This is a genomic window from Arthrobacter sp. P1_H7 (assembly GCF_056405215.1).
Genome location: NZ_JBFUCO010000012.1, coordinates 109,209 through 135,137, shown reverse-complemented (window position 1 = coordinate 135,137; position 25,929 = coordinate 109,209). Strand labels below are relative to the sequence as shown.

The window sequence follows — 25,929 nt, the reverse complement described above, 5'->3', positions numbered from 1 at the left end:
TGTTCCCCTATGAACGGTTGGTGGCTGTGCTGAAGAATGGACCGGTTGCGGCCGAATCGACCGCAACCGGGGACGTGAGGCCGGGGCTCCGGAACGTGAAGTTCCCCCCGACGGCGGTGGCCAGCACCTGGAGTTCGGCGATGCTGGCCGCGGTGAGCGGGGACCCGGACAGGACGGTGAAGTCGGCGAGCTTCCCGGCGGTCAGTGAACCCTTGGCGCCGGAGGCGCCAGTGGCTGCTGCGGCTCCGGTGGTGTAGGCCGCCAGGGCCTGGAGCGGGCCCAGCCGCTCGTCCGGGTTCCCGAACACGGCCCCGGAGGCGGTGCGCCGGTCCACGAAGGCCTGCATCCCGCGGAGCACGTTTCCGTCCGCCACGGGCCGGTCGGAGCTGCCGGCGAGGGTCACCCCCGCGGCGAGGAACGACGCCGCACGGTAGGCCCAGCCGAGCCGTTCCGGGCCGAGGGACAGCGTCATGCCGTCCCCGCCGTCGGCGAAGAAGCTCGCCTGCGGGGTGACGGCGATGTCCGCGGCGGCCAGCCGTTGAAGCTGTTCCGGCCGGGTCATCGAGGCGTGTTCGATCCTGTTGGGCACGGCCCGGGGGCCGTATTTGGCGGCGCAGGCGGTGATGATGTCGATCGCGAGGTCAACGGCGCGGTCGCCGATGGCGTGCGCCGCGATCGACCAGCCGGCCGCGTAGGCGGCCTCGATCTTTGTCCGCAGCGCGTCCGGCTCGGCCTGGAAGTAGCCGGTGTTCCCGGTGTTGTCCGTCCCGCCGTGGCTGCAGTAGTCCTGGCTGACCGCCGCTGTTTCGCCCAGCAGTGACCCGTCCAGGAACACCTTCGCCGGGCCCAGGGACAGGAAGTCGCCGCCGAAGCCGCTGGCGATGCCCAGGTCCAGTCCGGCCGGCGCCGCGTCCTGTGGGTGCCGCCCGCCGAGCGGGTGGAGCACATCAAGGACGGGCATCAGCTGGGCCCGGGCGTGGAGCCTGCCCGCGGCCGCCGCCCGCTGGTAGGCGGCCAGCTCGACGGGGCTGTGGCCGATCCAGCCGCCGCCGATCCCGGCCTCGGTGAAGCTCGTGATGCCCTCTGCGGCGTAGTGGCTGGTGGCCCGGTCCAGTGCGGCTTCGATCGCCTCGGACGAGTACGGCAGGATCAGCTGCTGGATCAGCTGTTGCGCGGTTTCCTGGACCAGCCCGGTGGGGCGGCCGTCGGCGTCGCGGACAATCACGCCGCCGTCGGGGTCCGGAAACGACGCCGGTTCGGCGCCGGCCAGCCGGAGCGCGGCAGTGTTGACCAAGGCCATGTGGCCGGAGTTGTGCCGCATGAACAGCGGCCGGCTCCCCGTGATCCGGTCCAGGACGGCGATGTCCGGAAACTCGCCGCCGTGCTGCTGCTGGCTGAAGCCGGTGGCCAGCAGCCAGCCCGGCGCCGGTCCGGTCCCGGGCTCCGACTCTGGCCCTGGCTCTGCATTGCTGTCTGCCGCCATGCCGGCCTCCAGCAGGGCGTAGAGCTGGTTCAGTCCGCGCGCGCCGGAGACGTCCAGTTCACCCAGGCCCGCCGAGGTCCAGGACCTCGGCGGCCTCCAGCCCGTCCAGGTCATCGTCGAGGCCCACAATCCGGCCCTGCCAGACCCCCAGTGACGTGGCATGCGGGCGGCGGGCGTCCATGGTGATGATGTACGCGTTGCGCAGCAGCAGATCGAGTTTCATTGGTTACCTAGCGTGGTTCTTTAGCGGTGGGAGGTGGTGACCGACTTGATCCGGGTGTAGTCCTCCAGGCCGAAGACTGAGAGGTCCTTGCCGGTGCCGGAGTGCTTGAAACCGCCGTGCGGGGCCTCGGCCGGGATCACTTGGTGGCAGTTGATCCAGACGGCGCCGAAGTCCAGTTCGTTGGAGACCCGGGTGACCACTCCGTGGTTGTTCGACCAGACGCTGGAGGCCAGCGCGTACTTGGTCCCGTTGGCGAGTTCCACGGCTTCGGTCTCGTCCCGGAAGGGCTGGATGGTGACGACGGGTCCGAAGATTTCCTCGCAGACCACCTCGTCGGCCTGGAACACGCCGTCGATCACGGTGGGTTCGAAGTGGAAGCCGGCGCCCGTCCGCTTGCCTCCGGCCAGGACCCTGGCGTTCGCGGGCAGCCGGGACATGAAGCCCTCCACCCGGTCCAGCTGGGCGGCGCTGTTCAGCGGACCCAGGTCCGCGGCGTCGCCGCCGACCTGCAGCGCTGCGGCCGCCGCGGCGAGCGTGGCACCGAATTCCTGGTGGATGGATTCCTCCACGAGCACACGGGTCACGGCGGTGCAGTCCTGCCCGGCGTTGAAGAACGCACCGAGCGCAATCTCCCTGGCGGCCAGGTCAATGTCCGTGTCGGCGAACACGATTGCCGGCGCCTTGCCGCCGAGTTCCAGGTGGACGTCCTTGAGGGTCTTCGACGCCGCGGACATCACCTGCGCCCCGGCCCGGGTGGAGCCGGTGATGGACACCATTTCCGGGATCTCGTGATCCACCATGGCGGCGCCGGTCCCCCGGCCGCCGCAGATGACGTTGACGACGCCGGCGGGGTAGGCCTCCTGCGCCAGTTCGCCCAGCACCAGGGTGGACCAAGGCGTGGTGTCGGCCGGTTTCAGGACCAGCGTGTTGCCGGCGGCGAGCGCCGGTCCGATCTTCCAGATGGCCATCATGAACGGGTAGTTCCACGGGGTGATCTGGGCGACCACGCCGAGGGGTTCGCGCCGGACCGTGGAGGAAAAGCCGCGGACGTATTCGGTTTGGGCGGTCCCGGACACCACGCGGCAGGCGCCGGCGAAGAAGCGCAGCTGGTCGGCGCCGCGGAGGATCTCGATCTCGCGGGTGATCTGGCGGGGCTTGCCGGTGCAGGCCACCTCGGCGTCCAGGAGCCTGTCGACGTTGGCCTCGATGAGGTCGGCGAGTTTGAGCATCATGGCCTGGCGTTCGGCCGGGGTGGTCCGCTTGTAGCTCTGGAAGGCGGTGTGGGCGGCCTGGAAGGCGCGGTCCACGGTGGCGGCGTCGCTGTCCGGGGCGGTGCCGAGCTGGACTCCGGTGGCGGGGTCGAAGAACGGCAGGGTGGCCGCGTCCGACCCGTCGGCGGCACTGCCGGGGACGATCTCACCGTTGATGATGTTGTGCAGGGTGATCATGACGGGCTCCGGTCAGTTGCTGGCGGTCTTGGGTGAGCGGGTGGCGGGGTCCTGCGGGAGGTGTAGGACTGCCGGCAGCCCGGAGTCGACGGCACGGCGGAAAGCGGCACCGAAGTCCTCTGCCTTCTCGACGCGTTCGCCGTAGCCGCCGTAGGACCGGGCCAGTGCGGCGAAGTCCGGGTTGGTCATGTGGGTGCCCGAGGGCCGGCCCGGGTAGTGGCCTTCCTGGTGCTCACGGATCGTGGCGAAGATGCCGTTGTCCACCACGAGGGCGATGAACTTCCCGCCGTGGCCCATGGCCGTGGCCATTTCCTGGCCGTTCATCATGAAGCAGCCGTCGCCGGCCACGGAAATCACCTGGCGGCCGGGGTAGGCCAGTGAGGCAGCCACCGCCGCCGGGATCCCCATGCCCATGGCCCCGTTGCGGGGTGCGGCGAGTGAGTTCGCGGTGTTGTGCTTCAGGTAGCGGGCCGGCCACAGCGAGTGGTTCCCGGCCCCGTAGGTGATGACGGCGTCGTCGTCCATTTCCTGTTTGAGGATTTCCATGACGACGTCGAGGTCCACATATTTTGAGTCCACTCCGTTGCCGCTGTCCGGCTGCGCGGTGGAAAACTTCTCGTAATCGGCGCGGGCCCCGGCCAGCCAGCCGGCCTCGGGATCCACCGCGGAATCGGCGGCGGCGAGTGCCGTGGCGAAGGACGCGACGTGGGCCGGGATGTGCTGGTCCAGCCGGCCGTAGTGGCCGAGCAGATCGGCGCCGGGGTGGACGACGACGGTGACGGCATCCAGTCCGCGCTTGTAGCCGTCGGAGAGCACGTCGGCGCGGACGCAGCCGACGAAGATCAGCAGGTCGGCCGCGTCGAGGCGGCGGGCGTTGGCGTCGCTGCGGGCGTAGCCGAGGTAGCCGGCGTAGGCGTCGCTGTTGTGCGGGACCGCGTCGTAGGCGCGGAAATCCGCGAGGACGGGGACGCCGTGGCGGGCGGCCCAGCCGGCCAGCGCGTCGGAGGATGCCTGGTCCCAGCCTTCGCCGCCCACCACGATCAGCGGCTTGCTGGCGGCGGCGAGCCGGGTTCCGAGTTCGGCCAGGGCCGCGGCCGCAGGTGCCGGTCGGGAGACGATGCGCGGTTCCACGGTGCCGGATTCAATGGCGTGGACCAGCACGTCCTCGGGGAGGCCGATCACCACGGGACCCGGCCGGCCGCTGAGGGCTGTGAAGATGGCGTCGTCCACCACGCGGGCGGCGGAGGCGGCGTCGTCGAGCGTCACGACCTTCTTGGCGGTGCTGCCGAACCAGGCGTTGATGTCGAATTCCTGGAACGACTCCCGGCCGCGGTCCGCGACCGGGATGAGGCCCACGAACAGGATCATCGGGGTGGCGTCCTGGTGCGCGGTGTGGATGGCGATGAAGGCGTTGGCCGCACCCGGGCCCCGGGTCACCATGGCCACGCCCGGAAGCTCCGTGAGCCGGCCTTCGGCGAGGGCCATGAATCCGGCGCCGCCCTCGTGGCGGGTCACCACCGTTTCAATTGAGGATCCGTGCAGGCCGTCCAGCACATCGAGGAAGCTCTCCCCGGGGACGCCGTAGACGCGCTGGATACCGGCTCGTTCCAGCTGGGCAACAATCAGGTGCCCGGCGGTGGTTGTGGTGCTCAATGCTTCATTCCCTTTTCTTCGATGCTCAGTGCGGGGAGGAATAGGCCGGACAGCGCGGTCAGTGCGGAGACCACCAGCAAGATGATGGCGCCGGGCCAGAACGAATTGCCGTTGGCGGCCACGAGGGCCGTCGCGATCAGCGGCACGAAACCGGAGATGACGCCGGCGCTGTTGGAGGTGATGGCGACGCCGGTGTACCGGACCTTAGTGGCGAAGAGTGCGGTCAGGGCCGTTCCGGAGACGGCGTACGGGACGGACAGGGTGGACACTCCGACGATCATGGCCAGGATGACCAGGACGGGGTTGGCGGTGTCGATGGCCAGGAAGACGGGCACGGCGATGACGGCGGAGGCGATGCCACCCCAGAGGATGACCTTGCTGGCGCCGAATTTCTCGCCCATGCGTCCGGCCCAGACCAGCGCGAAGATTTCCACGACGGCGGCCAGCAGCGAGCCGAGCAGCAGCGTTTCGTAGGGCATCTTGAGCACCTTGGTGCCGTAGAAGACCACGAAGCTGGTGATGAGGTAGAAACCGCCGATGCCGAGCAGCGCGGAGCACATGCCCACCAGGATCTGGCGCCAGCTCTTCGTCAGGACGCCGCGGATGGGGGCGTGCTCGGTCTCGCCGGACTCCATGAGGGCTTCGAACTCCGGGGACTCGCTGAGCTTGCTGCGGATCCACATCGAGACGGCCAGCAGCGGGATCGCCGCGATGAACGGTATGCGCCAGCCCCACGCGTCGAAGTTGGCCTGGCCCACCAGGTACAGCATTCCGAAGAACCCGCCGGAGGACAGGATGGTGCCGATCGGCGAGCCGAGCTGCGGGAGGGCAGCGTAGCGGGCGCGTTTGGCGACCGGGGCGTTTTCGACGGCGATAATCACCGCGCCGCTCCACTCGCCGCCGACGGCGAGGCCCTGCAGGATGCGCAGCGCGACCAGCAGGATGGGGGCTGCGACGCCGATCGTCATGTAGTTCGGCAGCAGGCCGATGAGACCGGTCACGAGGCCGATGCCCACGATGGTGACCATCAGGATCTTCTTGCGCCCCACCTTGTCGCCCAGGGCGCCGAAGATGAAGCCGCCGATCGGGCGGGCCACGAAGCCCACGGCCAGGGTGGCGAAGGAGCTCATGGCCGAGACGAAGGGGTCCTGGGACACGAAGTACTGGGCGTTGAACACGAGCGCCGCGGCGGTGGTGAACAGGAAGAAGTCGTACCACTCCAGTGCGGTCCCGACGAGGGCCGCGAGGGCGACTTTCTTGGCCACGCTCTCATCGACAACCCCGGGCAACTGCGGACTGGCGGTGGTAGTGGCGTTGCTTGCGCTGCTTGCCATGATTACTCCAAAGAAATGTGACTGGTCTTGACGGTGGCCCCTGTGCGGTCACCCCCATCCGGGGACAGTTCCGTTCGTGACGATTCGGGCCGAGACGATTCGGGAGCCGACGCTTCCGGCGGGTGTGAGTGGGCTCACGCCTGGTGCTTCATTCCATTCTGCCAGTAGCTTTTTCCAAAATAACTAGCAGTGCGCCACGCTTTGCAGACCCTAGAATGTGAGAATGCACAATTTTGAATCGCCGGACGACGCTTTCCGCTGGAGTGAGCTGGTGGACCAGCTCGAAGGCCGGCTGGACCTCCTGGCCCAGGCGTTCACCGCCCGGGTCCGGCAAATCCCGGAATACGGCGACAGCCAGGTGACTGTCCTGGAAATCCGGGACACTGCGCGGGAAACTTTCCGCCGGCTCATCCATGGGCTCCGGGGCGGCCCGGCGGACACTGCACGGGACGGGCTGCTCGCCTTTGCCTCGGATCTCGGGTCCAAACGGGCGAGGGCCGGGATACCGCCAGAGTCCCTGACGTCGGCCGTGCGGCTGGACTTCAGCATCCTGTGGGCAGACCTCTTGGAGATCGCCGCACCGGAGGATGCCGGGCTGCTGGCCTCCCGGGTGGACCAGGTCTGGCGGGTCGTCGACGAGTTCGCCACCCGCACCCACATGAGCTACCTGACCGAGCGCGTGCGGATGGCCCAGGAAGAGTCCAGCATCCAGCACGAATTCATCGCCCGGCTGTTCAACCAGAGCACGCCCTCGGCCGAGACGTCCGCGCAGGTTGGCTCCGCCCTGGGCATCGGGCCGGATGCCCGCTGCGGCCTCGTGGCTGCCAGCGGCGACGCCGGCGCACGCCTCCGTGCGGCCGCAACCCAGTTCGGCGCCGCCCAACGCCGCCAAAAGATCTTCCTGCACGAATCCGGCGGAAACACGTACCTGTTCTGGCCGCTCCTGTCGTGGACACCGTCGGGGAGGTCCGGAGAAGCGCGGAACGTGCCGCAGCCGCCGCCGCTCGTGGCGGATATTCCCTCCGGCTATGTCCCGGAGGTGCACGGGCTGCGCGGCCTGCCCGCCGCCGCCCGGACCGCAGAGAGCCTTGCGGCCCTGTTGCGCCCGAGCGACGCCGGCCCCCTGTCCGCGGATGCCGCGTGGGCCCGGTTTGCCCAGCAAAGCCTCCAGGACGCCGGGCTCGACCTCGCCGCCCAACTGGAGGATGCCATGGAGGAATGCCGCGGCGGGGAACGGGAGCGCCTCCGGGAAACGGTGCAGCACTATCTCTCCACCGGCAACATCACGGCCACGGCGGAACAGCTGTTCTGCCACCGGAACACCATCCTGAACCGGCTCAACCGCTTCCAGGAACTGACCGGGATCGACCTGACCATTCCGGCCCAGGCCGCGCGGCTGGTGGTCGCCTGGGCCTGATAGTTGTGTGAACACACACTGCGGGGCCATTTTTGGTGGGGTTTTCGCCATTGAGCTGTGATCCCGAACACAGAATAGTGGGCTACTACCTTGCACTGGACATTCGTCCCCGCACCCCCATCTGGAGATATTGATGGCTCAATCGGTAGAAACCACCTCACACGCGGCTGCCCGTCTGGACTTGGCCAAGATGCGTAAAATCGCCCTTGCCAGCGTCATCGGCACCACCGTCGAGTGGTACGACCTCTTTGTTTTCGGCACAGCGTCCGCGCTGGTGTTCAATAAGATCTTCTTCCCCAGCTTCGACCCCATCGTGGGCACCATGCTCGCCTTCGGAACCTTCGCCTCCGCGTACATTGCACGCATGGTCGGCGCCATCATCTTCGGCCACTTCGGGGACCGCCTGGGCCGAAAATCCATGCTCCTGATTTCACTGCTGACCATGGGCGCCGCCACCTTCGCCATCGGCCTGCTGCCGGACTACAACAGCATCGGGATCATGGCGCCGCTGCTGCTGCTCTTCCTGCGCGTCATCCAGGGCCTGGCCCTGGGCGGCGAATGGGGCGGCGCCGTCCTGATGACGGTGGAGCACGCTCCCGCGTCCAAGCGCGGGTTCTACGGCTCGCTGGTCCAGGTGGGCGTGCCCGCCGGAACCCTGATCGCCAACGTGGCGTTCCTCATTGTCGCCTCGACGGTCAGCACCGAAGAACTCCTCGCCTGGGGCTGGCGCATCCCGTTCCTGGCCTCCGCGCTGCTCGTGGCCGTGGGCATCTACATCCGGCTGCACATCGAAGAAACCCCGTCCTTCCAGGCGGTCAAGGACGCCGGCGCCAAGGCCAAGCTGCCGTTCGCCGCCCTCATGGCCAAGTACTGGAAGCAGGTCATCCTCGGCGGCGTTGCCACCCTGTCCACCGGCAGCACCTTCACCCTGCTCGTGGCATCCGGCGTCTCCTACGGCAAAAAGGAACTGGGCCACTCGGAGGCCCTGATGCTGTGGGTCGTGCTGGCCGCCTGCGCCCTGTGCTTTGTCCTGATCCCCTTCTTCGGCCGGCTCTCTGACAAGCACGGCCGCAAGCCGATCATCTACGCAGGTGTTGCCGCCGAGGCAGCCCTGGCGTTCCCGATGTTCTGGCTCATGGACACCAAGTCCGTGCCGCTGCTCTTCGTCGCGTACCTCGCCATGATGACAGCCTTCGCCGCGAACTACGGCCCGATCGCCACGTTCCTCGCCGAGCTCTTCGGTTCCAAGGTCCGCTACTCGGGACTGTCCGTGGCCTACATGCTCTCCGGGCTCCTCGGCAGCGCCGCGACGCCGTTCATCACCACCTGGCTGCTGGGCATGACCCACCAGAGTTCCTCCATCGCGTGGTACATCATGGCCGCCGCCCTCGTCTCGCTCGGTGCCTTGTTCGTCCTGACCGAGACCCGCCACGGCAACATCGACGCCGTCGACTCCGCCCCGACTGACGCAGTCACCGACGCGGCTACCGACGCTAGCACCGGCCCGTCCGCCGAAGCGGTGGCTGCCAAATGACAGCGCCGCAGGCCGTGCTCCCCACTGTCGATCCCACGGTTCATCCTGTAACCGGGGCGGTCCGCCGGATCGCTCAGATCCCGGGCGGCGCGGCCGCCGTCGGCCCCTTCTCCCAGGCGGTCGTCGCCAACGGGTTTGTGTTCACCGCCGGCCAGATCCCCGCGATCAGCGGGCTGGATGACCAGCCGGACACGTTCGAGGACCAAGTCCGCCAAACCATCATCAACCTCCGGTCCGTGCTTGAGGCGGCCGGGTCCGGCCTGGAGCACGTGGTCAAGGTCAACGGCTACCTCACGGATCCCAGCCAGCTCGAGGCTTACAACCGGGTCTACTCGGAGTTCTTTGGCGCGGCCAAGCCGGCGCGGACCACCGTCTGCGTGAGCCTGTGGGGCGTCGCACTGGAGATCGAGTGCGTGGCCGTGGTTGCCGGCGCCACGGCGCCGGACGCTCCGTGAACGCGGTGAACGCCGGGCTTGCCGGCGCGCTCCGCGAGCGGCTCGCCGCCGTCAGTTATCCCACGATCGGGCACTTCCTGGAGGACGGGTTCGTGGAGCCTGCCATCCGGTCGCTGCTCGACGGCGTCAAGGTGGCCGGACCCGCGGTCACGGTTCGCGTCGCGGACCACGACGCCTACGCCATGAACCGTGCCCTGCTGGAGCTGTACCCCGGCGCGGTGCTGGTGGTGGACATGTCCGGTGACCACCGGCACGCGCCGGTGGGCGCAGTCACCGCGGCAGCGGCCACCGCGCAAGGCGCCGCCGGCGTCGTCGTCGACGGCGTGGCCACCGACATCCTGGAGCTCCGCGCGACCGGCCTGCCGGTCTTTGCCCGCGGGACCTCGTGCCTGACCACCAAACGGGTCCGCAGCGCCGGCTCCGCCGTCAATGTCCCGGTGCGGTGCGGCGGCGTCCAGGTCAATCCGGGCGACTGGGTGCTCGGTGACGACAACGGCGTGATCGTCCTATCCGCGGAGGCGGCAGCCGCCGTCCTGGGCCTGGCCCTGGACTCGGACGCCGCCGAGCCGGCGCTGCTGGCACGGATTGCCGCCGGCGAACCGCTGGAATCGGTGCTGGCGATCTGAGTGACGGCGCGGGGTTCGGGGACGGGATGGGGTAGAACTTAACCATGAATGTGCGCACCCCTGACCCGAATCCCGGCTGGCTCTCCGACGACGACCTGTTCGAAGCGCGGGGCAGGCTGCCGATGGTCTACGTCGAGGCCGTTCCGGTCCGGCTGGACCCCCTCGGGTTCGTGAACGAGGTCGGCACCCTCCTGCAGGCCGACGAGGACGGCACCATGGTCCGGTCCCTGGTCTCCGGCCGCGTGCTCTACCGCGAGACCATCCGCGCCGCCCTGCTCCGCCACATGGAGAAGGACCTGGGCCCGCTCGCCTTCCCGCAGCTCCCGGTCAGCCCGGTCCCGTTCACCGTGGCCGAGTACTTCCCGTCTCCGTCCCATACCGGCTTCACGGACGACCGCCAGCACGCCGTTGCCCTGGCGTACATCATTCCTGTCACCGGCGAATGCTCCCCGCGGCAGGATGCCCTCGAGCTGACCTGGATGACCCCGCAGGAGGTCATGAGCACGGACGTGCAGCTGGAATTCAGCGGCGGCCGGGGGGCCCTGATCCGGCAGGCGCTGGCCTTCGCGGGAGTTGGCAACTAGCCGGTCCCCTTGGGCCAGGTTCCGGCCGGGGACTCTCGGGGCCTCCCCTGCGTCCCCGACTTCACGCAACCGATTTTGTAGACTGTTGGGCGGACCGCAAGAGAACTCTAAGGACTCCCGATGACCCACCCCCCAGCCTCCCGGAACTACAGTGAACAGCAGGCTGGATCTCTGCGGGCCGGCGACCACCTGATTCTGCCCGACGGAAACCGCTCCGCCGAGATCCATCGCGTGGATGTCGAAACCGACGATTTTGGTACTCCCGCCATGGTCCTGGCGACCCTCAGCGGCGGCGGTGTGCTGCGGATCGCGGCGGGGTCACTGGTCCGCGTCACCGACGACGCCGGGCCCGGCACTCCAGTTTCCGACGGCGGCGCGCCCGGCACGCCAACGCCTTCCGCCGCGGACGCCCCCGAACCCACGGCGCTTGGCGCCCCCGAACTTCCGGCCTCCGAACCGGACGAGGCCGCCCCCGAACCGGACGAGGCCGCCCCCGACGCAGCCAGGGCCGACGCACCCGGGCCCGACGCAACTGGGCCCGACACAACTGGGTCCGCAAAAACTGAGCCCGACAACACGGCGGCCGCCGCCGTCGTCGTCCCTCCCCAGCCTGTTGCGCCGCCCGCGGTGAGTGGACCCAGCGAAGCGGACCTGGCGCTCATCCCGGCACCCGACGGCACGCCGGAGTCTGTGGTGGAGGCCGCGGCCGAGGCTCATCCGGGCGCCGTCGGGGTGCTCCTGCTCAGTGAACGGCTCGCCAAGGGCATCAACACCAAGTCCGGGAGCTGCCTGAAGGATCTCAGCGACCTCGCACATGAACTCTTCGTCACCCTCAAGGACCCCGACAACGCCCTGGCGGTCGCGGACCTGCTCAACGTCCTGCCGTTCGACGGCAACCCAGACCGCTGGGCTTCGGTGGAGGCAGCCCTGGCGCTCTCCAGCTACATCTGCCGCCAGCTGGGGCAGGACCAGCGCGCCGGGATCTACGAGAAACTGCTGCGGGCGCCCGAGGCCATGGAAACGGACCCGTTCAAGGCCAGGATCAACGCCAAAGTGCGCCAGCGCTCGCTCAACGAGCCCAACCTGTACGACAAGGAAATCTTCCGCTCGATCGACAACGCGAACCCGGACGCGGAACGCGACTGGCGCCTGCTGCGGCTCGAGGCGCTCCTGTTCCTGCGCGCGCACGGCGGCTCCGAAACGATTGGTGCGGCCGAGCTGGAACGCCGGATCGGCAACGAACTCGAATCAGTCCGCGCCTGAGGTCTTGCGTTGGGCCCTACCCGTGGCGGGCACGGAGTTGTAGATTCACCCCATGACGAACAATCTGAGCGTTGTGATCAATTCCGACGCGCAGCAAGTTTGGACCATGCTGCGCGAACCCGCCAAGATCGCCCAATGGCACGGCTGGGTGGCCGATGACCAAGAGGCCGAAATCAACGAAATCTACTTCGGCCCCAATGTGGTCGAAGGCGCCGACCACACCTCCCTGGTGGTCGACGGCGGCGACGTCTTCACCTTGAAACCTGTCCCCACGGGCACCGAGGTCAGCGTCACCCGGGCGGCAATCGACCACAATTCCGAGTGGGCGGCCTGGGACGAGGACATCACCCAGGGCTGGCTGACGTTCCTCCACCAGTTGCGCTTCGCCCTGGAACGGCACCCGCACGGCAAGCGCCGGACCTTCTTCTTCTCCGTGCCCGGCTCCGGCGGGTCCGCGATAGAGAAACTGGGGCTCAGCGATGTCCCGTCGCAGGGGGACCCGTATTCGCTCACCCTGCCCACCGGCGAGGAAATCTCCGGCAAAGTGTGGTTCCGCAGCAACCACCAGGTGGGTCTGACGCTCCACAACTACGCCGAGCACGGGGACGGCCTGCTGATCGTGGCGGACCAGCCCGCCATCGCCGACGTCCGGCCCGACGGCGGATCACTTGCGATCGTCTCCACCTACGACCTCGGAGCCCACCAGCTGGAGGCAGTCCGCAATTACTGGGACAAGTGGCGGGCTGAGAACTACCCCACATCGGATCCCGTCCACTGAGTCTTGGGCAGCGTTAGCTGGCACACTTGAACCGTGCCAGCCAATCCTGACTTCGCGTCTTCGTCCCCCGCGCCTGCCCGGCAGTCCGAGTTCTCCTTCCGCGTGGGCAAACGCCTGAGCGAGGCGTGCCCGCCGTCGGCCGGGCAGATTGCCGCCAACGGCGGTGAGTTCCTGGGCCGGACCGGCACCATCGCCACCCCGCACGGTGAGATCCAGACCCCGGCGTTCATCGCCGTCGGCACCAAGGCCACGGTCAAATCCGTGCTGCCGGAATCCGTCGCCGAACTCGGTGCGCAGGCGGTGCTGGCCAACGCGTACCACCTGTACCTGCAGCCGGGCGCAGACATCCTGGACGAGGCCGGGGGCCTGGGTGCCTTCATGAACTGGCGCGGTCCCACGTTCACCGATTCCGGCGGTTTCCAGGTGATGAGCCTGGGCTCCGGGTTCAAGAAGGTCATCGACATGAAGTCGGTCGACAATTCGGGGCCGGACGACGCCGTCGCCCCCGGCAAAGAACGCCTGGCCCACGTGGACGAGGAAGGCGTGTGGTTCAAGAGCCACCTCAACGGCGACCGGCACCGCTTCAGCCCCGAGATCTCCATGAACGTCCAGCACCAGATCGGCGCGGACATCATGTTTGCGTTTGACGAACTCACCACACTGCAGAACTCCCGCGGTTACCAGGAGGAGTCCCTGGAGCGGACCCGGCGCTGGGCCGAACGGTGCATCACCGAGCACTTCCGGCTCACGGACGAGCGCGCCGGCAAGCCCTACCAGGCCCTGTTCGGGGTGATCCAGGGCGCCCAGTACGAGGACCTGCGTCGCAAGGCCTGCCGCGACCTCGGCGCCATGAACTTCGACGGCTTCGGCATCGGCGGAGCGCTGGAGAAAGAGAACCTCGGCACGATCGTGCGCTGGTGCAACGAGGAGCTGCCGGAGAACAAGCCGCGGCACCTGCTGGGCATCTCCGAACCGGACGACATCTTCACGGCCATTGAGAACGGCGCGGACACCTTCGACTGCGTCTCCCCCACCCGGGTGGCCCGGAACTCGGCGTTCTACCACCCCACCGGCCGGTACAACCTCTCCGGCGCCAAGTACAAACGCGACTTCGGCCCGCTGCAGGAAGGCTGCGACTGCTACGCCTGCTTGAACTATTCGCGGGCCTACATCCATCACCTGTTCAAGGCCAAGGAGATGGTCTCGGCCACCCTGATCTCGATCCACAACGAACGCTTCGTGGTGAAGATGGTCGACGACGCCCGGCTCGCCATCGACCCCCCCCCCCCCCACTTTTCCGGCGACCTCGAGTTTTCCAGAGTACGACGGCGCAGAAGTCGGTTGCCGGGCCGGCGGGCCGTCAGGTGGTGAGGTGCAGCGACGCCGCGAGTGCCGAATCGGCGTCGCGCAGGACCTTGGCCGCCACCTGGAGGCCCTCGATCCGGCCCAGGGAGACGTCCTCGTGCTCGATGTTGACCAGCATGTCCGGGTCCACCTCGTAGAGCGCGCGCAGGAACTCGGTCCAGTAGGCGGTGTCATGCCCTCGGCCCAGGGCCACAAAGTCCCAGGCGGAGTCCTTGGGCCATTCATTGGCCCACTCGTCGCCGCCGAGGTTCGTGCGGTTTTCGTCCGGGGAGAGCCGCCGGAAGCTGTTGTCGAGGACACCGTAGAGCGCTGCGTTCGCGGTGTTGACGCGGACGTCCTTCGCGGCCGCCTGGAAGACCAGCGGGCCGAGTTCGCGGACCACCGCGACCGGATCCATCTGCTGCCAGAACAGGTGCGAGGCGTCCAGCTCGACGCCGACGTGGGTCGCGCCGGTGAGCTCGATGAGCTTGCGGACATCGGCGGTGTTGAACACGATGTTCTGCGGGTGCAGCTCGAGGGCCACCTTCACGCCATGGTCGGCGGCCAGGCGGTCGGTCTCCTTCCAGAAGTCGGCCGCGATGCCCCACTGGTAGTCGAGTACGTCCAGGGCCGCCGAGTTCCAGGCGTTGACGACCCAGTTGACCGTGGTGGCCCCGGGTTCGCCGCCGGGCAGGCCGGACATGGTCACCACACGGTCCTGTCCCAGCCGCTGCGCCAGCCGGATGGAGCGGCGGATGTCCTCGGCATGCTTCTCGCCGATCTCACGCTTGGGGTGCAGCGGGTTGCCATTGCAGTTCAGGCCGGCAATCGAGACGCCGGTGCCCTCGAAAATCGCGAGGTAGTCATCGCGGGCCGCATCGCTTTCCAGGATCTGGTCCATGGTGGGGACGTGGACGGCCGGCAAGAACCCGCCCGTGTTGATTTCGATGCCGGTCAGTCCCAGGTTGGCGATGACCTTGAGGGCCTCGGGAAGGGGCCGGTCGTGCAGGATTGCGTTGTAGACGCCGAGTTTCATAGCGTGATTTTCTTTCCGTTGTTGAGGGCGGATTCGGTGACTGCGCCGAGCAGCTCCATGTTGCGCACGCCCTCGTCGAACGTGGCGCAGCGGGGCAGGGAGTCCGCCTCACTGAGGCCTGCAATTTCCTCGAGGAAGGCCCGGGCCTGGTAGCCGAAAGCGTCGTTCTGGCCGAAGCCGACGCTGGGCGCGTCCATGGCCAGCCCGCCCGCGATGTAAGGGTGTCCGGGGCCGAGGATGACCTGGCGGTAGCCGTTTTCGTTGGCCGGGCCGTCGTTGAGGAACAGCTCGATCTCCGCGGGGCGGCGCTGGTCGAACCGGGCGGCGCCGTTCTCGCAGAAGACCTCGAAGATGAGGCTGTTGGCGTGCCCTGCCGCGACCCGCGAGACCTCGAAGCCGCCGGCGCCGTTCTCGAATTCGGCGGAGAACACCGCGTAGTCGTCGTTTTCGACCGGCTCGAACGTGTCGCTGACCGCGGCGTGGTCGTGGCCCATGACGGCGCCCAGCGGCAGCGGGCGCTTGCCGATCACGGTGCTGAGCCGTCCGCCGCTGATGGACTTGATGTCGCCGCAGAGGAACTCGGCGACGTACGTCAGGTGGCTGCCGACGTCGGCCAGCGCACCGGAACCGGGGCCGCCCTTGTAGCGCCAGCTCATGGGCGCCGAGGGGCTGAATCCGTAGTCGGTCCAGTAGCGGCCACTGAAGTGCAGGACGTTGCCCAGGACCCCGGTACGGATGAGGTCGCGGATGTAGGCGATGCCCGGCGTGCGGCGGAAGGTGAACCCGATGCGGGCAATCGAGCTGGCGTTGCGGGCCGCCTCGGCCATGGCGCGGGCATCCTCGATCGAGTCGCTCAGCGGCTTCTCACACAGCACATGCTTGCCGGCGGCCAGCAGGCCTTCCACGACTTCGCGGTGGAGGGAGTTCGCGATCACGACGCTCACGACGTCGATGTCATCGGCCTCGGCGATCGCCTGCCACGAGGTGTCATTGCGTTCGTAGCCAAAACGCTTCGCGGCCAGGGAACCGAACTCGGCGTTGACGTCGCCGATGGAGACCAGCCGGATAGGAGGAAGAACCGGGCTGTAGAGCGCGGACGCCGTACGGTATGCGGCCGCATGCGCTTTTCCTGCCATTCCGGCGCCGATTACGGCAACTCCCAAACTGTCAGCCATCGATTTCTCCTTTGAAATTCGGCCAGGCCGACGGCCCGACGCTAGAAAATTGGAGCGCTACAAAAACTGGCGCTGAAGAAAAGCGTAGCTATGTGCATATGTCCTGTCAATGGTTGACCGGTTATCCTCGGATGAGACGTGAAAGGCTCTGCAGATGTCGTTGAATACCCCTCGAACCCGCCGCCCGACGATCTACGACGTCGCCAGGAGCGCCGGCGTCTCGCCGTCGCTGGTCTCGCTCGTGCTCCAAAACCCCTCAAAGGTCAGCGAGAAACGTCGGGAAGCCGTCCGGGCGGCAATGTCGGAGCTGGGGTACCGACCCAGCCGGGCGGCGACCACGCTTGCCAGCAGCCATACGAAAAGCATCGGGCTGGTCATTGACGACTTCCGGAACCCCTGGTTCGTGGACCTCCTGCGGGGCATGGAATCCGTGCTCGCGGCCCACGGTTACCAGGTCACCCTGGCCGATTCCCGCCCGGGCGAGAACCGCATCACGGAGGCCGTGGACGGCCTGCTGTCCATGCACGTGGAGGGCCTGGTCATCGCCGCCGAGCCGAGCGAGTCGATGATGGCCGGGACCTGGGTTCCCGCCGTCGTTGCAGGCTGGCGGAATGGGGTTCCCGCCGGCGCCGGGCTCATCACGAACGACGACGACGACGGCGGCCGCATGGCGGCGGAGCACCTGCTGGGGCTCGGCCACACGCGCATCGGACACCTCTCGGGCTCCGGCGGCGCCGCTGCCCACCGGCGGGAGGGCTTCCGCGGCCGCATCCTGGAGGCCGGCGTCGAGGTCCGGGTCGCCGGCGAGTCCCACGGGACCTCCGAGGAGGACGGCTACGCGGCAGCCTGCTGGGTCCTTGACCACCACCCCGACACGACCGCCCTGTTCGCCGCCAATGACACCATGGCCCTGGGTGCCTTAGCCGCAGCCAAGGCCCGGGGCCTGTCCGTCCCGGAAGAGTTCTCCGTGATCGGCTACGACAACTCCCCGCTGGCCAAGTCGCGATACCTGGACATGACCTCGGTGGACAACCGGAGCGACATTGTGGGGTCCGGCGTCGCAAGCGCCCTGCTGGCACGGATCCAGGACCCCACCCTCGAACCTGAGCGCAAGCTGATCGAGCCGGATCTCATCGTCCGCGGCACCACGGCCCGCGTTTCCGGCTGACGCCCCGCCCCCTCCTACCGTCGAAATCGCGGGAAACCACCGAGTTCGCCGTAAATTTGCGGCGCTTCCGCCGCGTTCCGGCGAAATGGGCGCTGTCCAGGGCAGCCGTCCCCCAAAAACCCAAGGTGCGGCCTCGTGTTTTCCACATAGCGACGGCGGGGCCTCCCGCCCGCTCCTACGGGGGCCGAAGCTGGTGGCATGACGCATAACCCCCTGCTGGATCTGCCGCCGACCGGCAACCTCTGGCGCACCGAACAGCTCCTGGATCTCGGCTTCGGCTCGCGCGCCATCCGCTCGCTCCTCGATTCAGGCACCCTCGTCCGGCTCCGGCACGGCTGCTACATCCGCGCCAGCCTCTGGAACGCCCAGTCCCCTCCTGTCCGGAGCAGGCAGCTCATCTACGCGCATGCCCACGGCACACTTACGACGTCGACAGGCGCCTTCCTGTACAGCCACACCTCCGCAGCGCGCCTCCGCCTCCTGTACCTGTGGGATGTGGATGACAGGATCCATGTCCGCCAGAAGGTGCGCCCGTCGAGCGAGCGTCACGGCAGGGACGTCCGCTGCCACACGCGTCCCTTCGCCGACCACGACGTCGCCGTGGTGAACGGTCTCCGGACCACTTCCCTGGAGCGCACGACGGCCGACTGCGCCATGCTGCTGCCCTACCGGCAGGCGTTGATCCTCACCGACCACGCGCTTCGACTCGGCGCGGACCCGGGCGCCCTGCAGGTCCTGGCAGATGGTCTGGACGGCCGCCGGGGCATTCGGACTTTCCGCCGCGTCCTTGCCGCGGCCGATCCGCGCTCCGAATCTCCCGGCGAGACCTTGGCACGCGACCTGATCCTGCGGCTGCGGATCCGACCCCCTGAGCCGCAGGTGGAGGTGTCGAGCCGCGCCGGGCGCCATCGCCTGGACTTTGCATGGAAGGAGGAGAAGGTCGCCCTCGAGTTCGACGGCAAAATCAAGTACTTCGACTACAGTCCCACGGCCGAGGTGCTCTTCGAGGAACGGCGCCGGGAGAAGGCCTTGGTTGAAGAGGGCTGGCGGTTCGTCCGCGTGGAGTGGAAGGACCTCTTCCGCGAGCAGGAATTCAAGAGCCGCCTGCTTCGTGCGCTGGCCGGCCGCCGGCACCCCTGAGCGTTGATTGCGCTGCGGCGGCCGGCACCCCGCACCCCACACCCCCGACCCCGCGCCTCCTGCGTCGAATTCGCCGGGAGGCTGCCACGTCGTCTGAAACTTACGGCGACCCCGCAGGTTTCCGGCGAATTGGGCGGCTGCTGGCTCCGAAGCCGACGGCGGCAGGAGGAGGCGGAGGAGGAGGAGTCCTAGGCGCCGTAGCTTGGTTCGCGCTTCTTGACCCAGCCGATGGCGAGCGTGGTCAGCGGCACGAAGGCGAACTCCACGAGGGTCTTGTAGAGGAAGCCGACGAGGACGTAGTTCACGAACATCGCGGCGTCGGTAATTCCGATCACGGATGCGGCGATGCTGCAGAAAATCAGGGTGTCCACGAACTCACCCGCCACGGAGGAGCCCATGATACGCGCCCACAGGGACCTTTCCCCGGTCCGCGCCTTCATCTTCACGAGGATCCACGAGTTGATGGTCTGGCCGGCGAGGAAGGCCAGCAGCGATGCCAGCACAATCTGCGGGACCGGTCCCAGTGCGCCTTCCAGGGCTGCCTGCTTGGAGGAACCGTATTCGTCATTGAATCCCGGCAGGGCGATGATGACCCAGTAGCAGAGCGACGCGAAGACGGACAGCGCAAAGCTAGTGATGATGGCCTTGCGGGCCACCCTGAAGCCGTAGACCTCGCTGATGACATCGCCCAGGATGTAGGCCAGCGGGAAGAGGAAGAAGCCGCCGTCGGTGATGACGGGGCCGATCGCCACGCCCTTGGACGCACCGATGTTGGACAGGATCAGCACCACGGCCATGACAGCGAGCATGATGCCGAAATATGGGGAGCCGATCGAGGCGAACCTCGGCGCGGCTGACGCCGGGAAGGTCTTGGCGGAAGTCATGGGCATTCCATTCATAGTGGTTCGCTCGGCGGCCCGCACGCGCAAGGGGAGCACGCTGGGCGGCCGGCTGTATTAGCACTGGACGGCCCCGGTGACACAAGCCGCCGGAACCGTCTCCATTCTCGCACCCGACGGTGCGGGCACGGCGGTCTGGGGTGGCGGCACGGGCTGAACGGAGGGGATGCCGGCCCGGCGGAGCGTGCCCGGCGGCCAGGAGCCGCGAGTTCGCGGCAAGCCCTCGAGCTCGCCGAAAATGTACGGCGACCCGGCGCGCTTCCGGCGAATTCGAAGTCGCAGGGCTTCCGCACTGCCCATCCTATGAAGCTTGCCCGCACCCTGTGAACGCTCCGGGCGTGGTGGCAGGATGGGGCCATGGTGGAGCACATGCCTGATACCGCGGTTTCCACGCGCGACCTCGTCAAGTTGTACCGCGACGTCACCGCCGTCGACTCGCTCAACCTCGACGTCCGCCGGGGCGAGATCTACGGGTTCCTCGGCAGGAACGGGGCGGGCAAAACGACCACCATCCGCATGATGCTCGGCCTGATCCGGCCGAGCAGCGGGGAGGTGACCGTCCTTGGCCGGCGCATCATCCCTGGCGAGACCGGTGTCTTCGCCCGCGTCGGGTTCCTCGTCGAGACCGCGACCGCATACCCCAATCTCACCGTGCGTGAGAATCTGGACATCCAGCGCCGGCTCACCGGTTCGCCGCCGCGGTCGGTCGCCGACTCGATCACGCTGCTGCGTCTGGATCCTTATGCCGATCGGCGTGCCGGGCAGCTCTCGCTCGGCAACAAGCAGCGCCTCGCCCTCGCCCGCGCACTGCTCCATTCCCCCGAACTGCTCGTGCTCGACGAGCCCGCCAACGGCCTTGATCCGGCCGGCATTGTCGAGATCCGCGAGCTGCTCCGTTCGCTCGCCGACGAGCGCGGCACCACCGTCTTCATGTCCAGCCACATCCTCGCCGAGGTGGCTCACCTGGCCGACCGCATCGGCATCGTCCACGACGGCCGGCTCATCGAGGAGTCGTCCCGCGACGAACTCGCTGCGAAGGCACGTGCGTTCGCGGCCGACGCCTACACCCCGGAAGAGCGCGAGCAGGCGCTGCTGACACTGGATCTGGAGCGCTACTTCCTGGCGCGCACAGGCGATGCGCGCAGTGGCGATGGCCGGACGAGCGACGCTTCGTCCGAGGGCGGCGCGGCTTGATGTTCGGTCAGGTCCTTGCCACCGAGTTCATGAAACTCCACCGTGCCAAGGCGACGTGGGCCACGCTGGCGGTGCTCGCGATCACGCCGCTCGGTATTGCGCTTTTCATGTGGATCGTGCGCGAACCGGGGCGGGCGGCCCAGCTGGGACTTCTGGGCACCAAAGCGAACCTCGCCGGGCTTGAGGCGACGTGGCCTCAATACTTTTACATGCTCACGCTGGTCTTCGGTGTCGGCGGGATGCTGCTGCTGGCGTTCATCGTCGCCTACCTGTTTGGCCGGGAATACGGTGATGCCACCGCCAAGAACATGCTCGCGCTGCCCGTGGCCCGTCATTGGTTCGCCGTCGCCAAGCTGGCGGTTGCAGCGGTGTGGTGGATGGCGCTCATCGTCATAGTCGTCCTCGAGGCCATGGCGATCGGACTAGCCTTGGGGCTGCCGGGGTTCTCGGCAGAGTTGGCCGCGACCGGAATCGCACATGTGCTGCTCGCCGCGACGATCTCGTTCCTGCTCGCGCCCGTGGTCGCCTGGATCGCCGTGTGGAGCCGTGGCGAAGTGGCCCCCATCGCCTTCTCGCTCGTGATGCTGGCCCTGGGCAATCTGTTCGGCAAGACCGGCTGGGCGGACTGGTTCCCTTATTCGATCGTCCCGCTGCTGATCGGCATGGTGGCCGATCCTGTCGGCTCGCTCCCGGCAGGCAGCTACGTGGTGCTCGCGGGAACGTTCGTAGCGGGCACCGCCGCCACGATCCTGCAACTGCGGTTCGCAGACAACGCCCAATAGCCCGGGCCCGGCGCCAGCGCCAGCAGCACCACCAGCCTTAACGACGACGGCGGGTCGCCGGCCCCGGAACGCACTTTCCCTAGCCGGCCACCCGCCGTCGCTCTCCTCCGCGGTATTCACCGCGGTGGCCCTACCGGCGCGAGGCGTCGATGAGGTCCTTGTCCTCGTCCCTGCCGGCGTCGCCCGGACGAGCAGCCGCGCCCGCATCCGGCGCCCAGGCGTGGCCCTGTTCGTGGTCCAGGTGCGTGGACTTCTTGTTCTTCAGGGCGAAGATGTAGACCAGCAGGGAGATGCCGATGGCCACGGTGACGTAGGTGAAGAACAGCTCTTCCTGCCCGGCCTTCTGCAGCGCCGCGCCGATGAGCGGGACGGTGCCGCCGAAGAGCGAGTTGGCGATCGCGTAGCCCAGGCCCACGCCGAGCGCGCGGATGGATGCGGGAAAGAGCTCGGCCTTCACCAGGGCGTTGATGGAGGTGTAGCCGCCCACGATCAGCAGACCGCCCATCATGAGCAGGAACGCGGTCATCGGATCCTTGGTCCCGGCAAGGGCGGAAAGGAGCGGCCAGGTGAACAGGACGCCGGTGATGCCGAACCACAGCAGCAATGGTTTGCGGCCCACCTTGTCCGAGATGATGCCGTAGACCGGCTGGAGCAGCATGAAGATGAACAGCGCCCAGAAGTTGATCACCGACGTGTCGGTCTTGGCGATGCCCGAGGTGTCATTCATGAACTTCAGGATGAAGTTGGTGTACGTGTAGAACGCCACCGTGCCGCCAAGGGTGATCCCGATGCAGATCATGAGCGGCTTCCAGTAACTGGTGAACAGCAACTTCATGGTCCCGGGCTGAGCCTGGCCCGCAACGGCAGGGGCCTTTGCGGCCTCGATCTGTTCGGTCGAGACGGTTTCTTCCATGGAACGACGCAGCCACAGGACCACAAGGGCCGCGACGCCGCCGATCGCGAACGGGATCCGCCAGCCCCATTCGCCCAGGTCTGCCTTGGGCATGACGTTCTGCAGGATGACCAGGACCAGCAGCGCCAGCATCTGGCCGCCGATCAGCGTGACGTACTGGAAGCTGGAGAAGAAGCCGCGGCGCTTGGTGGTGGCAGCCTCGGACATGTAGGTGGCGCTTGTGCCGTACTCGCCGCCCACCGAGAAACCCTGGATCACGCGGATGAGCACCAGCAGGATCATCGCCCACAGGCCGATCACGTCCTGGGTGGGGAGCACCGCAATGGCGAAGGAACCGGCGGACATCATGGTCACGCTCAGCGTCAGCGCGGCCTTGCGGCCCTTGCGGTCCGCGTAACGGCCGAAGAACCAGGCGCCGATCGGGCGCATCAGGAACGAGGTCGAGAAGACTGCCATCGCCTCAAGGCCGGCCTGGAGCTCGTCCTTGGAGTTGAAGAAGTGCGCCTGGAAATACGCCGCGAAGACGGTGTAGACGTAGAGGTCGTACCACTCGACAAGGTTGCCGGCCGAGCCTTTGAGGATGTTGCCGACGGCTTTCCGGGTCTGGGCCGCTTCGGTCAGTTGGGTGCTCATCAATGAACCTTCCTGGATCCGGCGCCGCCTGTAAGCAACACCGTCCGCCACCCTAGTCCGCGTGATCCGGAACACTCAGGTTTTGTTCATACTGTTCATGGAATGCTTGTTCACGAGCACAATGCGGGCGGTTTCGACGGAATGGCAGGATGGGACCATGACTTCTACCGCATTCGATTCCGCCGCCTTGATTGCTTCCGATACAGTTGCCGACCCCGCCTCCGACGCCGTCTCCTCCCCCGCCGTCGCGCTGACCATCGCAGGCTCCGAAGCGACCGGCGGCGCCGGCGCGCAGGCTGACCTGAAGACGTTCCAGGAACTCGGCGTCTTCGGGATCGCGAACCTGACCTGCATCGTGTCCTTCGACCCCAAGGACAACTGGAACCACCGTTTCGTCCCGGTGGCCCAGCAGGTTATCGCGGACCAGCTGGAAGCAACGACGGCGGCCTACGGTGCCGCGTCCGGCGCGGCCGCTGTGCTGGACACCGTCAAGATCGGCATGCTGGGCAGCCCCGCGACGATTTCGACCGTGGCCGCGGCGCTGGCGGACGGGCAGTTCGCCAACGTGGTGCTGGATCCGGTGCTGATCTGCAAGGGCCAGGAGCCGGGCCACGCCCTGGACACCGACCAGGCGCTGAAGGCCCACATCCTGCCGTTGGCCACCTTCGTCACGCCGAACCACTTCGAGGCCGAGTCGCTCTCCGGGCTGGAGATCACCGACGTCGAGTCCCTCAAGGCGGCCGCGGTCCGCATCCATGAGATCAGCGGCGCCGCGGTGCTCGCCAAGGGCGGCGTGCGCCTGGTTGGCCCCGACGCCGTCGACGTCTACTACGACGGCGAAACCCTGGAAGTCCTCTCAGCCCCGAAGGTGGGCGAGGTGGCCGTCTCGGGCGCCGGGTGCTCGCTGGCCGCGGCGGTGACGGCCGAACTCGCCAAGGGTGCGACGCCGCTGGCCGCCGCCCGGACAGCGAAGGCGTTTGTGACCGCCGGCATCCGGAACCGCGTGGCCTCGGGCGCCCCGTTCGATGCCCTGTGGCAGGGCGGCCCGCGCTAACTCGTTGCTGGGATCGTTGGAGGGAAAAGCAATGGCACAGCACTTTGAGTCCGTGGAGGAATACATCGCCTCGTTTCCTGCTGACGTGCAGGAGGCGCTGCAAGAGATCCGGCGGCATTGCCATGCCGCGGTACCCGGATCAGGGGAGATGATCAGTTACGGCATCCCGACGATCACGCTCGGGGGCAAATACGTCGTATATTTTGCCGGCTGGGCGCACCACATCTCCGTCTACCCCGTGCCCGACGGCGACGAATCGCTGAGCACGGAACTCGCCCCCTACCGTGCAGCGAAGGGCACCCTGAAGTTCCCGTTGCGGAAGCCTGTCCCGTACGAGCTGATTGGAAAAGTGGCGGCGGCCCTGGCCCGGGAACGCAGGGCTTCCTGACCTCAAGGTCGCCGGAGCGGCACGCTAAGGCGCCGAGTTCGCCGGAGTCCCTCCAATTCGCCGGAATATTGCGGCGAGTTGGAGGGCTTCCGGCGATGTGGATCCCGGTGGGCCACCCGTCAGCGCGGGTCCGAGACCTTCCCCATGAAGAGCGGGAGCCCGGTCTCGGTGTGCACGATCTGATAGTGGAACGGCCGGTCGAAGTCGATGGTCTGTTCCGGGAGCGGCGGTGCGCCGGTCACGGCACCGTTAATCTGCGTCACTGCCGCGGCCACCGTTCCCTTCTCCGCAACGGTGATGTTGGCGGCCTGCGCGGCCTGGGTGATTCTGAGCCTGCTCTGGATGGCGTCGAAGTCTTGGGTGGTGTCCAGGGTCTTGGCCAGCGCCAGCGATTCGAATACCTTCCGAAGCTCGAAGCTGCTCGTGTGGTCCCATCTGGGCAAGGAGATCGATGCGGAGACCTCCGGGGCCGTGTCCAGGGCCGCCGCAATCTCCGCCAGCTGTGCGGCTGTCAGGGTCTCCGGCCCTTCGCCGGGCGCGGGCAGCACCAGCCGCATGGCAAAACCTTCTGCGTACGGCAGCTCCACCGCCCGCCAGCCGGTACCCTCCGCATAGGCCAGCTCCAGCATCTGGTGCATCGTTGGCACGCTGATTTCCTCGCCGCCTGGCGTGGAGAAGGGTCCGTCCGAGGTGTTGTTCGGATCGAAGGGCGACTGCCACGCCGCGGCGAAGTACAGGGCGTTGAGGAGGCTGAACGTGTTGTCGCGATCGTACTTCGCGGGTGCTTTCTTGATCCGGCCGCCGGTGTTCCTGTCCACCCAGGCATCCAGGGCAGGCCGCGTGGCGTCCTCATCCCGGAAGTCCACGGGGTACACGCCGGTGCCATAGTGCCTGGCCAGGGTTTCCAGGTACCCCTTCCCCGTCGTTACGTCCTTGTCCACAAACAAGCCGTTGGCCGCATGCATGACCGGCTTCCGGGGCGGATTGCTTTCGTCGACCGAGCCGGGATCACCGTCGTACGCCGCCAGCGACTCGAGCAGGGCGTTCATGGCCTCGTCTCTGTTGCGGTCCGGGAGACCCAGCACCTGGTCCATTTCGACGGCGGTCTCCCCGGAGGCCCCCGCCCGCAGCATGGCGAGCGCGATCAGCAGGCTGCCGGGGGATGAAACCACGTTCCCTTCGGAACCTTCGCCGCCGTCGGCCAGCAGGGCGGAGCCCAGCGTCAGGGCGGATGCCCGGAATGCCCTCAGTTCGGCAGCGTAAGCGGCGCGGTCCACCGCGACCCGTTCAACGCCGTCGGCCTTCAAGAGCCCTGGTTCCGGGGGCGAACAGGCCGTGAGCGCCACGATGGTCCCCGCCGCCACGATTTTCGCCATGCGGTGATTTTTCATGGCCACTCCCTTCG

Annotated in this window: 24 protein-coding genes; 14 read left to right on the top strand and 10 right to left on the bottom strand. The window is 67.6% G+C overall.

The features are described from left to right. Window positions 1-7: 7 nt before the first annotated feature. The 5 genes from AC1DXI_RS13930 to AC1DXI_RS13910 are packed head-to-tail and all read right to left on the bottom strand — an operon-like array spanning window position 8 to window position 6,141. Complete coding sequence (locus AC1DXI_RS13930) at window positions 8-1,597, bottom strand: amidohydrolase (RefSeq protein ID WP_476939132.1); 1,590 nt, start codon at window positions 1,595-1,597, stop codon at window positions 8-10. Next, entirely contained in the window at window positions 1,542-1,706 is a 165-nt protein-coding gene (locus AC1DXI_RS13925) for a hypothetical protein (RefSeq protein WP_476939131.1), read from the bottom strand. Before AC1DXI_RS13925 ends, AC1DXI_RS13930 begins: the two co-directional genes overlap by 56 nt. A gap of 20 nt (window positions 1,707-1,726) precedes the next feature. Continuing rightward, entirely contained in the window at window positions 1,727-3,154 is a 1,428-nt protein-coding gene (locus AC1DXI_RS13920) for a gamma-aminobutyraldehyde dehydrogenase (RefSeq protein ID WP_476939130.1), read from the bottom strand. 12 nt (window positions 3,155-3,166) lie between these two features. Then, a complete protein-coding gene (locus AC1DXI_RS13915) occupies window positions 3,167-4,807 on the bottom strand; it encodes a thiamine pyrophosphate-dependent enzyme (RefSeq protein ID WP_476939129.1) in 1,641 nt (546 codons plus the stop codon). Continuing rightward, the gene (locus AC1DXI_RS13910; RefSeq protein ID WP_018774339.1) at window positions 4,804-6,141 is read right to left on the bottom strand and encodes an MFS transporter; all 1,338 of its coding nucleotides are present in this window, start codon (window positions 6,139-6,141) and stop codon (window positions 4,804-4,806) included. The genes AC1DXI_RS13915 and AC1DXI_RS13910 overlap by 4 nt, the downstream gene beginning before the upstream one ends. 223 nt (window positions 6,142-6,364) lie before the next feature. Between AC1DXI_RS13910 and AC1DXI_RS13905 the strand changes: the two genes are divergently transcribed. From AC1DXI_RS13905 to tgt, 8 genes are all read left to right on the top strand, one after another. Continuing rightward, window positions 6,365-7,558: a PucR family transcriptional regulator gene (locus tag AC1DXI_RS13905; RefSeq protein ID WP_476939128.1), complete on the top strand. Its 1,194-nt coding sequence runs from the start codon at window positions 6,365-6,367 to the stop codon at window positions 7,556-7,558. Window positions 7,559-7,691: 133 nt separating this feature from the next. Next, the gene (locus tag AC1DXI_RS13900; RefSeq protein ID WP_476939127.1) at window positions 7,692-9,092 is read left to right on the top strand and encodes an MFS transporter; all 1,401 of its coding nucleotides are present in this window, start codon (window positions 7,692-7,694) and stop codon (window positions 9,090-9,092) included. After that, the gene (locus tag AC1DXI_RS13895) at window positions 9,089-9,547 is read left to right on the top strand and encodes a RidA family protein (RefSeq protein WP_476939126.1); all 459 of its coding nucleotides are present in this window, start codon (window positions 9,089-9,091) and stop codon (window positions 9,545-9,547) included. Before AC1DXI_RS13900 ends, AC1DXI_RS13895 begins: the two co-directional genes overlap by 4 nt. Continuing rightward, window positions 9,544-10,173 (top strand): RraA family protein, encoded by a 630-nt coding sequence (locus AC1DXI_RS13890; protein ID WP_476939125.1) that lies wholly within the window; start codon window positions 9,544-9,546, stop codon window positions 10,171-10,173. Before AC1DXI_RS13895 ends, AC1DXI_RS13890 begins: the two co-directional genes overlap by 4 nt. A gap of 44 nt (window positions 10,174-10,217) precedes the next feature. Further along, complete coding sequence (locus AC1DXI_RS13885) at window positions 10,218-10,757, top strand: NUDIX hydrolase family protein (protein WP_018774344.1); 540 nt, start codon at window positions 10,218-10,220, stop codon at window positions 10,755-10,757. Between the two features lie 120 nt (window positions 10,758-10,877). Beyond that, on the top strand, window positions 10,878-12,020 hold the full coding sequence (locus tag AC1DXI_RS13880; protein WP_476939124.1) for a DUF6707 family protein: 1,143 nt from the start codon (window positions 10,878-10,880) through the stop codon (window positions 12,018-12,020). 52 nt (window positions 12,021-12,072) lie between these two features. Next, window positions 12,073-12,798 carry an SRPBCC family protein gene (locus tag AC1DXI_RS13875; RefSeq protein ID WP_476939123.1) on the top strand — a complete coding sequence of 242 codons (726 nt, stop codon included), beginning with the start codon at window positions 12,073-12,075 and terminating at the stop codon, window positions 12,796-12,798. Between the two features lie 33 nt (window positions 12,799-12,831). Beyond that, window positions 12,832-14,169, top strand: coding sequence for a tRNA guanosine(34) transglycosylase Tgt (gene tgt / locus AC1DXI_RS13870; protein ID WP_476939122.1), 1,338 nt, complete (start codon window positions 12,832-12,834; stop codon window positions 14,167-14,169). On the opposite strand, the gene AC1DXI_RS13865 is transcribed toward tgt, so the two are convergent. After that, the gene (locus tag AC1DXI_RS13865) at window positions 14,159-15,178 is read right to left on the bottom strand and encodes a sugar phosphate isomerase/epimerase family protein (protein WP_476939121.1); all 1,020 of its coding nucleotides are present in this window, start codon (window positions 15,176-15,178) and stop codon (window positions 14,159-14,161) included. The genes tgt and AC1DXI_RS13865 overlap by 11 nt on opposite strands. Beyond that, window positions 15,175-16,353, bottom strand: a complete 1,179-nt coding sequence (locus tag AC1DXI_RS13860; protein ID WP_476939120.1) for a Gfo/Idh/MocA family protein — start codon at window positions 16,351-16,353, stop codon at window positions 15,175-15,177. The genes AC1DXI_RS13865 and AC1DXI_RS13860 overlap by 4 nt, the downstream gene beginning before the upstream one ends. Before the next feature lie 154 nt (window positions 16,354-16,507). Between AC1DXI_RS13860 and AC1DXI_RS13855 the strand changes: the two genes are divergently transcribed. Both AC1DXI_RS13855 and AC1DXI_RS13850 read left to right on the top strand, forming a co-directional pair. Beyond that, window positions 16,508-17,521, top strand: coding sequence for a LacI family DNA-binding transcriptional regulator (locus AC1DXI_RS13855; protein WP_476939119.1), 1,014 nt, complete (start codon window positions 16,508-16,510; stop codon window positions 17,519-17,521). A gap of 198 nt (window positions 17,522-17,719) precedes the next feature. Beyond that, on the top strand, window positions 17,720-18,661 hold the full coding sequence (locus tag AC1DXI_RS13850; RefSeq protein ID WP_476939118.1) for a type IV toxin-antitoxin system AbiEi family antitoxin domain-containing protein: 942 nt from the start codon (window positions 17,720-17,722) through the stop codon (window positions 18,659-18,661). 188 nt (window positions 18,662-18,849) lie between these two features. Here AC1DXI_RS13850 and AC1DXI_RS13845 read toward each other — a convergent pair whose 3' ends face one another. After that, complete coding sequence (locus AC1DXI_RS13845; protein WP_476939117.1) at window positions 18,850-19,545, bottom strand: queuosine precursor transporter; 696 nt, start codon at window positions 19,543-19,545, stop codon at window positions 18,850-18,852. A 372-nt stretch (window positions 19,546-19,917) separates the two neighbouring features. On the opposite strand from AC1DXI_RS13845, the gene AC1DXI_RS13840 reads away from it, so the two are divergent. Together AC1DXI_RS13840 and AC1DXI_RS13835 are read left to right on the top strand one after the other, a co-directional pair. Next, on the top strand, window positions 19,918-20,754 hold the full coding sequence (locus AC1DXI_RS13840) for an ABC transporter ATP-binding protein (RefSeq protein ID WP_476939116.1): 837 nt from the start codon (window positions 19,918-19,920) through the stop codon (window positions 20,752-20,754). Next, entirely contained in the window at window positions 20,754-21,536 is a 783-nt protein-coding gene (locus AC1DXI_RS13835) for an ABC transporter permease (protein ID WP_476939189.1), read from the top strand. Before AC1DXI_RS13840 ends, AC1DXI_RS13835 begins: the two co-directional genes overlap by 1 nt. 130 nt (window positions 21,537-21,666) lie before the next feature. Here the strand turns inward: AC1DXI_RS13835 and AC1DXI_RS13830 are convergent, their stop codons facing one another. Further along, the gene (locus AC1DXI_RS13830) at window positions 21,667-23,082 is read right to left on the bottom strand and encodes an MFS transporter (RefSeq protein WP_476939115.1); all 1,416 of its coding nucleotides are present in this window, start codon (window positions 23,080-23,082) and stop codon (window positions 21,667-21,669) included. 157 nt (window positions 23,083-23,239) lie between these two features. Between AC1DXI_RS13830 and AC1DXI_RS13825 the strand changes: the two genes are divergently transcribed. Both AC1DXI_RS13825 and AC1DXI_RS13820 read left to right on the top strand, forming a co-directional pair. Then, the gene (locus AC1DXI_RS13825; protein ID WP_476939114.1) at window positions 23,240-24,136 is read left to right on the top strand and encodes a hydroxymethylpyrimidine/phosphomethylpyrimidine kinase; all 897 of its coding nucleotides are present in this window, start codon (window positions 23,240-23,242) and stop codon (window positions 24,134-24,136) included. A 31-nt stretch (window positions 24,137-24,167) separates the two neighbouring features. Continuing rightward, window positions 24,168-24,524, top strand: coding sequence for an iron chaperone (locus tag AC1DXI_RS13820; RefSeq protein WP_476939113.1), 357 nt, complete (start codon window positions 24,168-24,170; stop codon window positions 24,522-24,524). Between the two features lie 119 nt (window positions 24,525-24,643). On the opposite strand, the gene AC1DXI_RS13815 is transcribed toward AC1DXI_RS13820, so the two are convergent. Next, on the bottom strand, window positions 24,644-25,915 hold the full coding sequence (locus AC1DXI_RS13815; protein WP_476939112.1) for a serpin family protein: 1,272 nt from the start codon (window positions 25,913-25,915) through the stop codon (window positions 24,644-24,646). Between the last annotated feature and the right edge of the window lie 14 nt (window positions 25,916-25,929).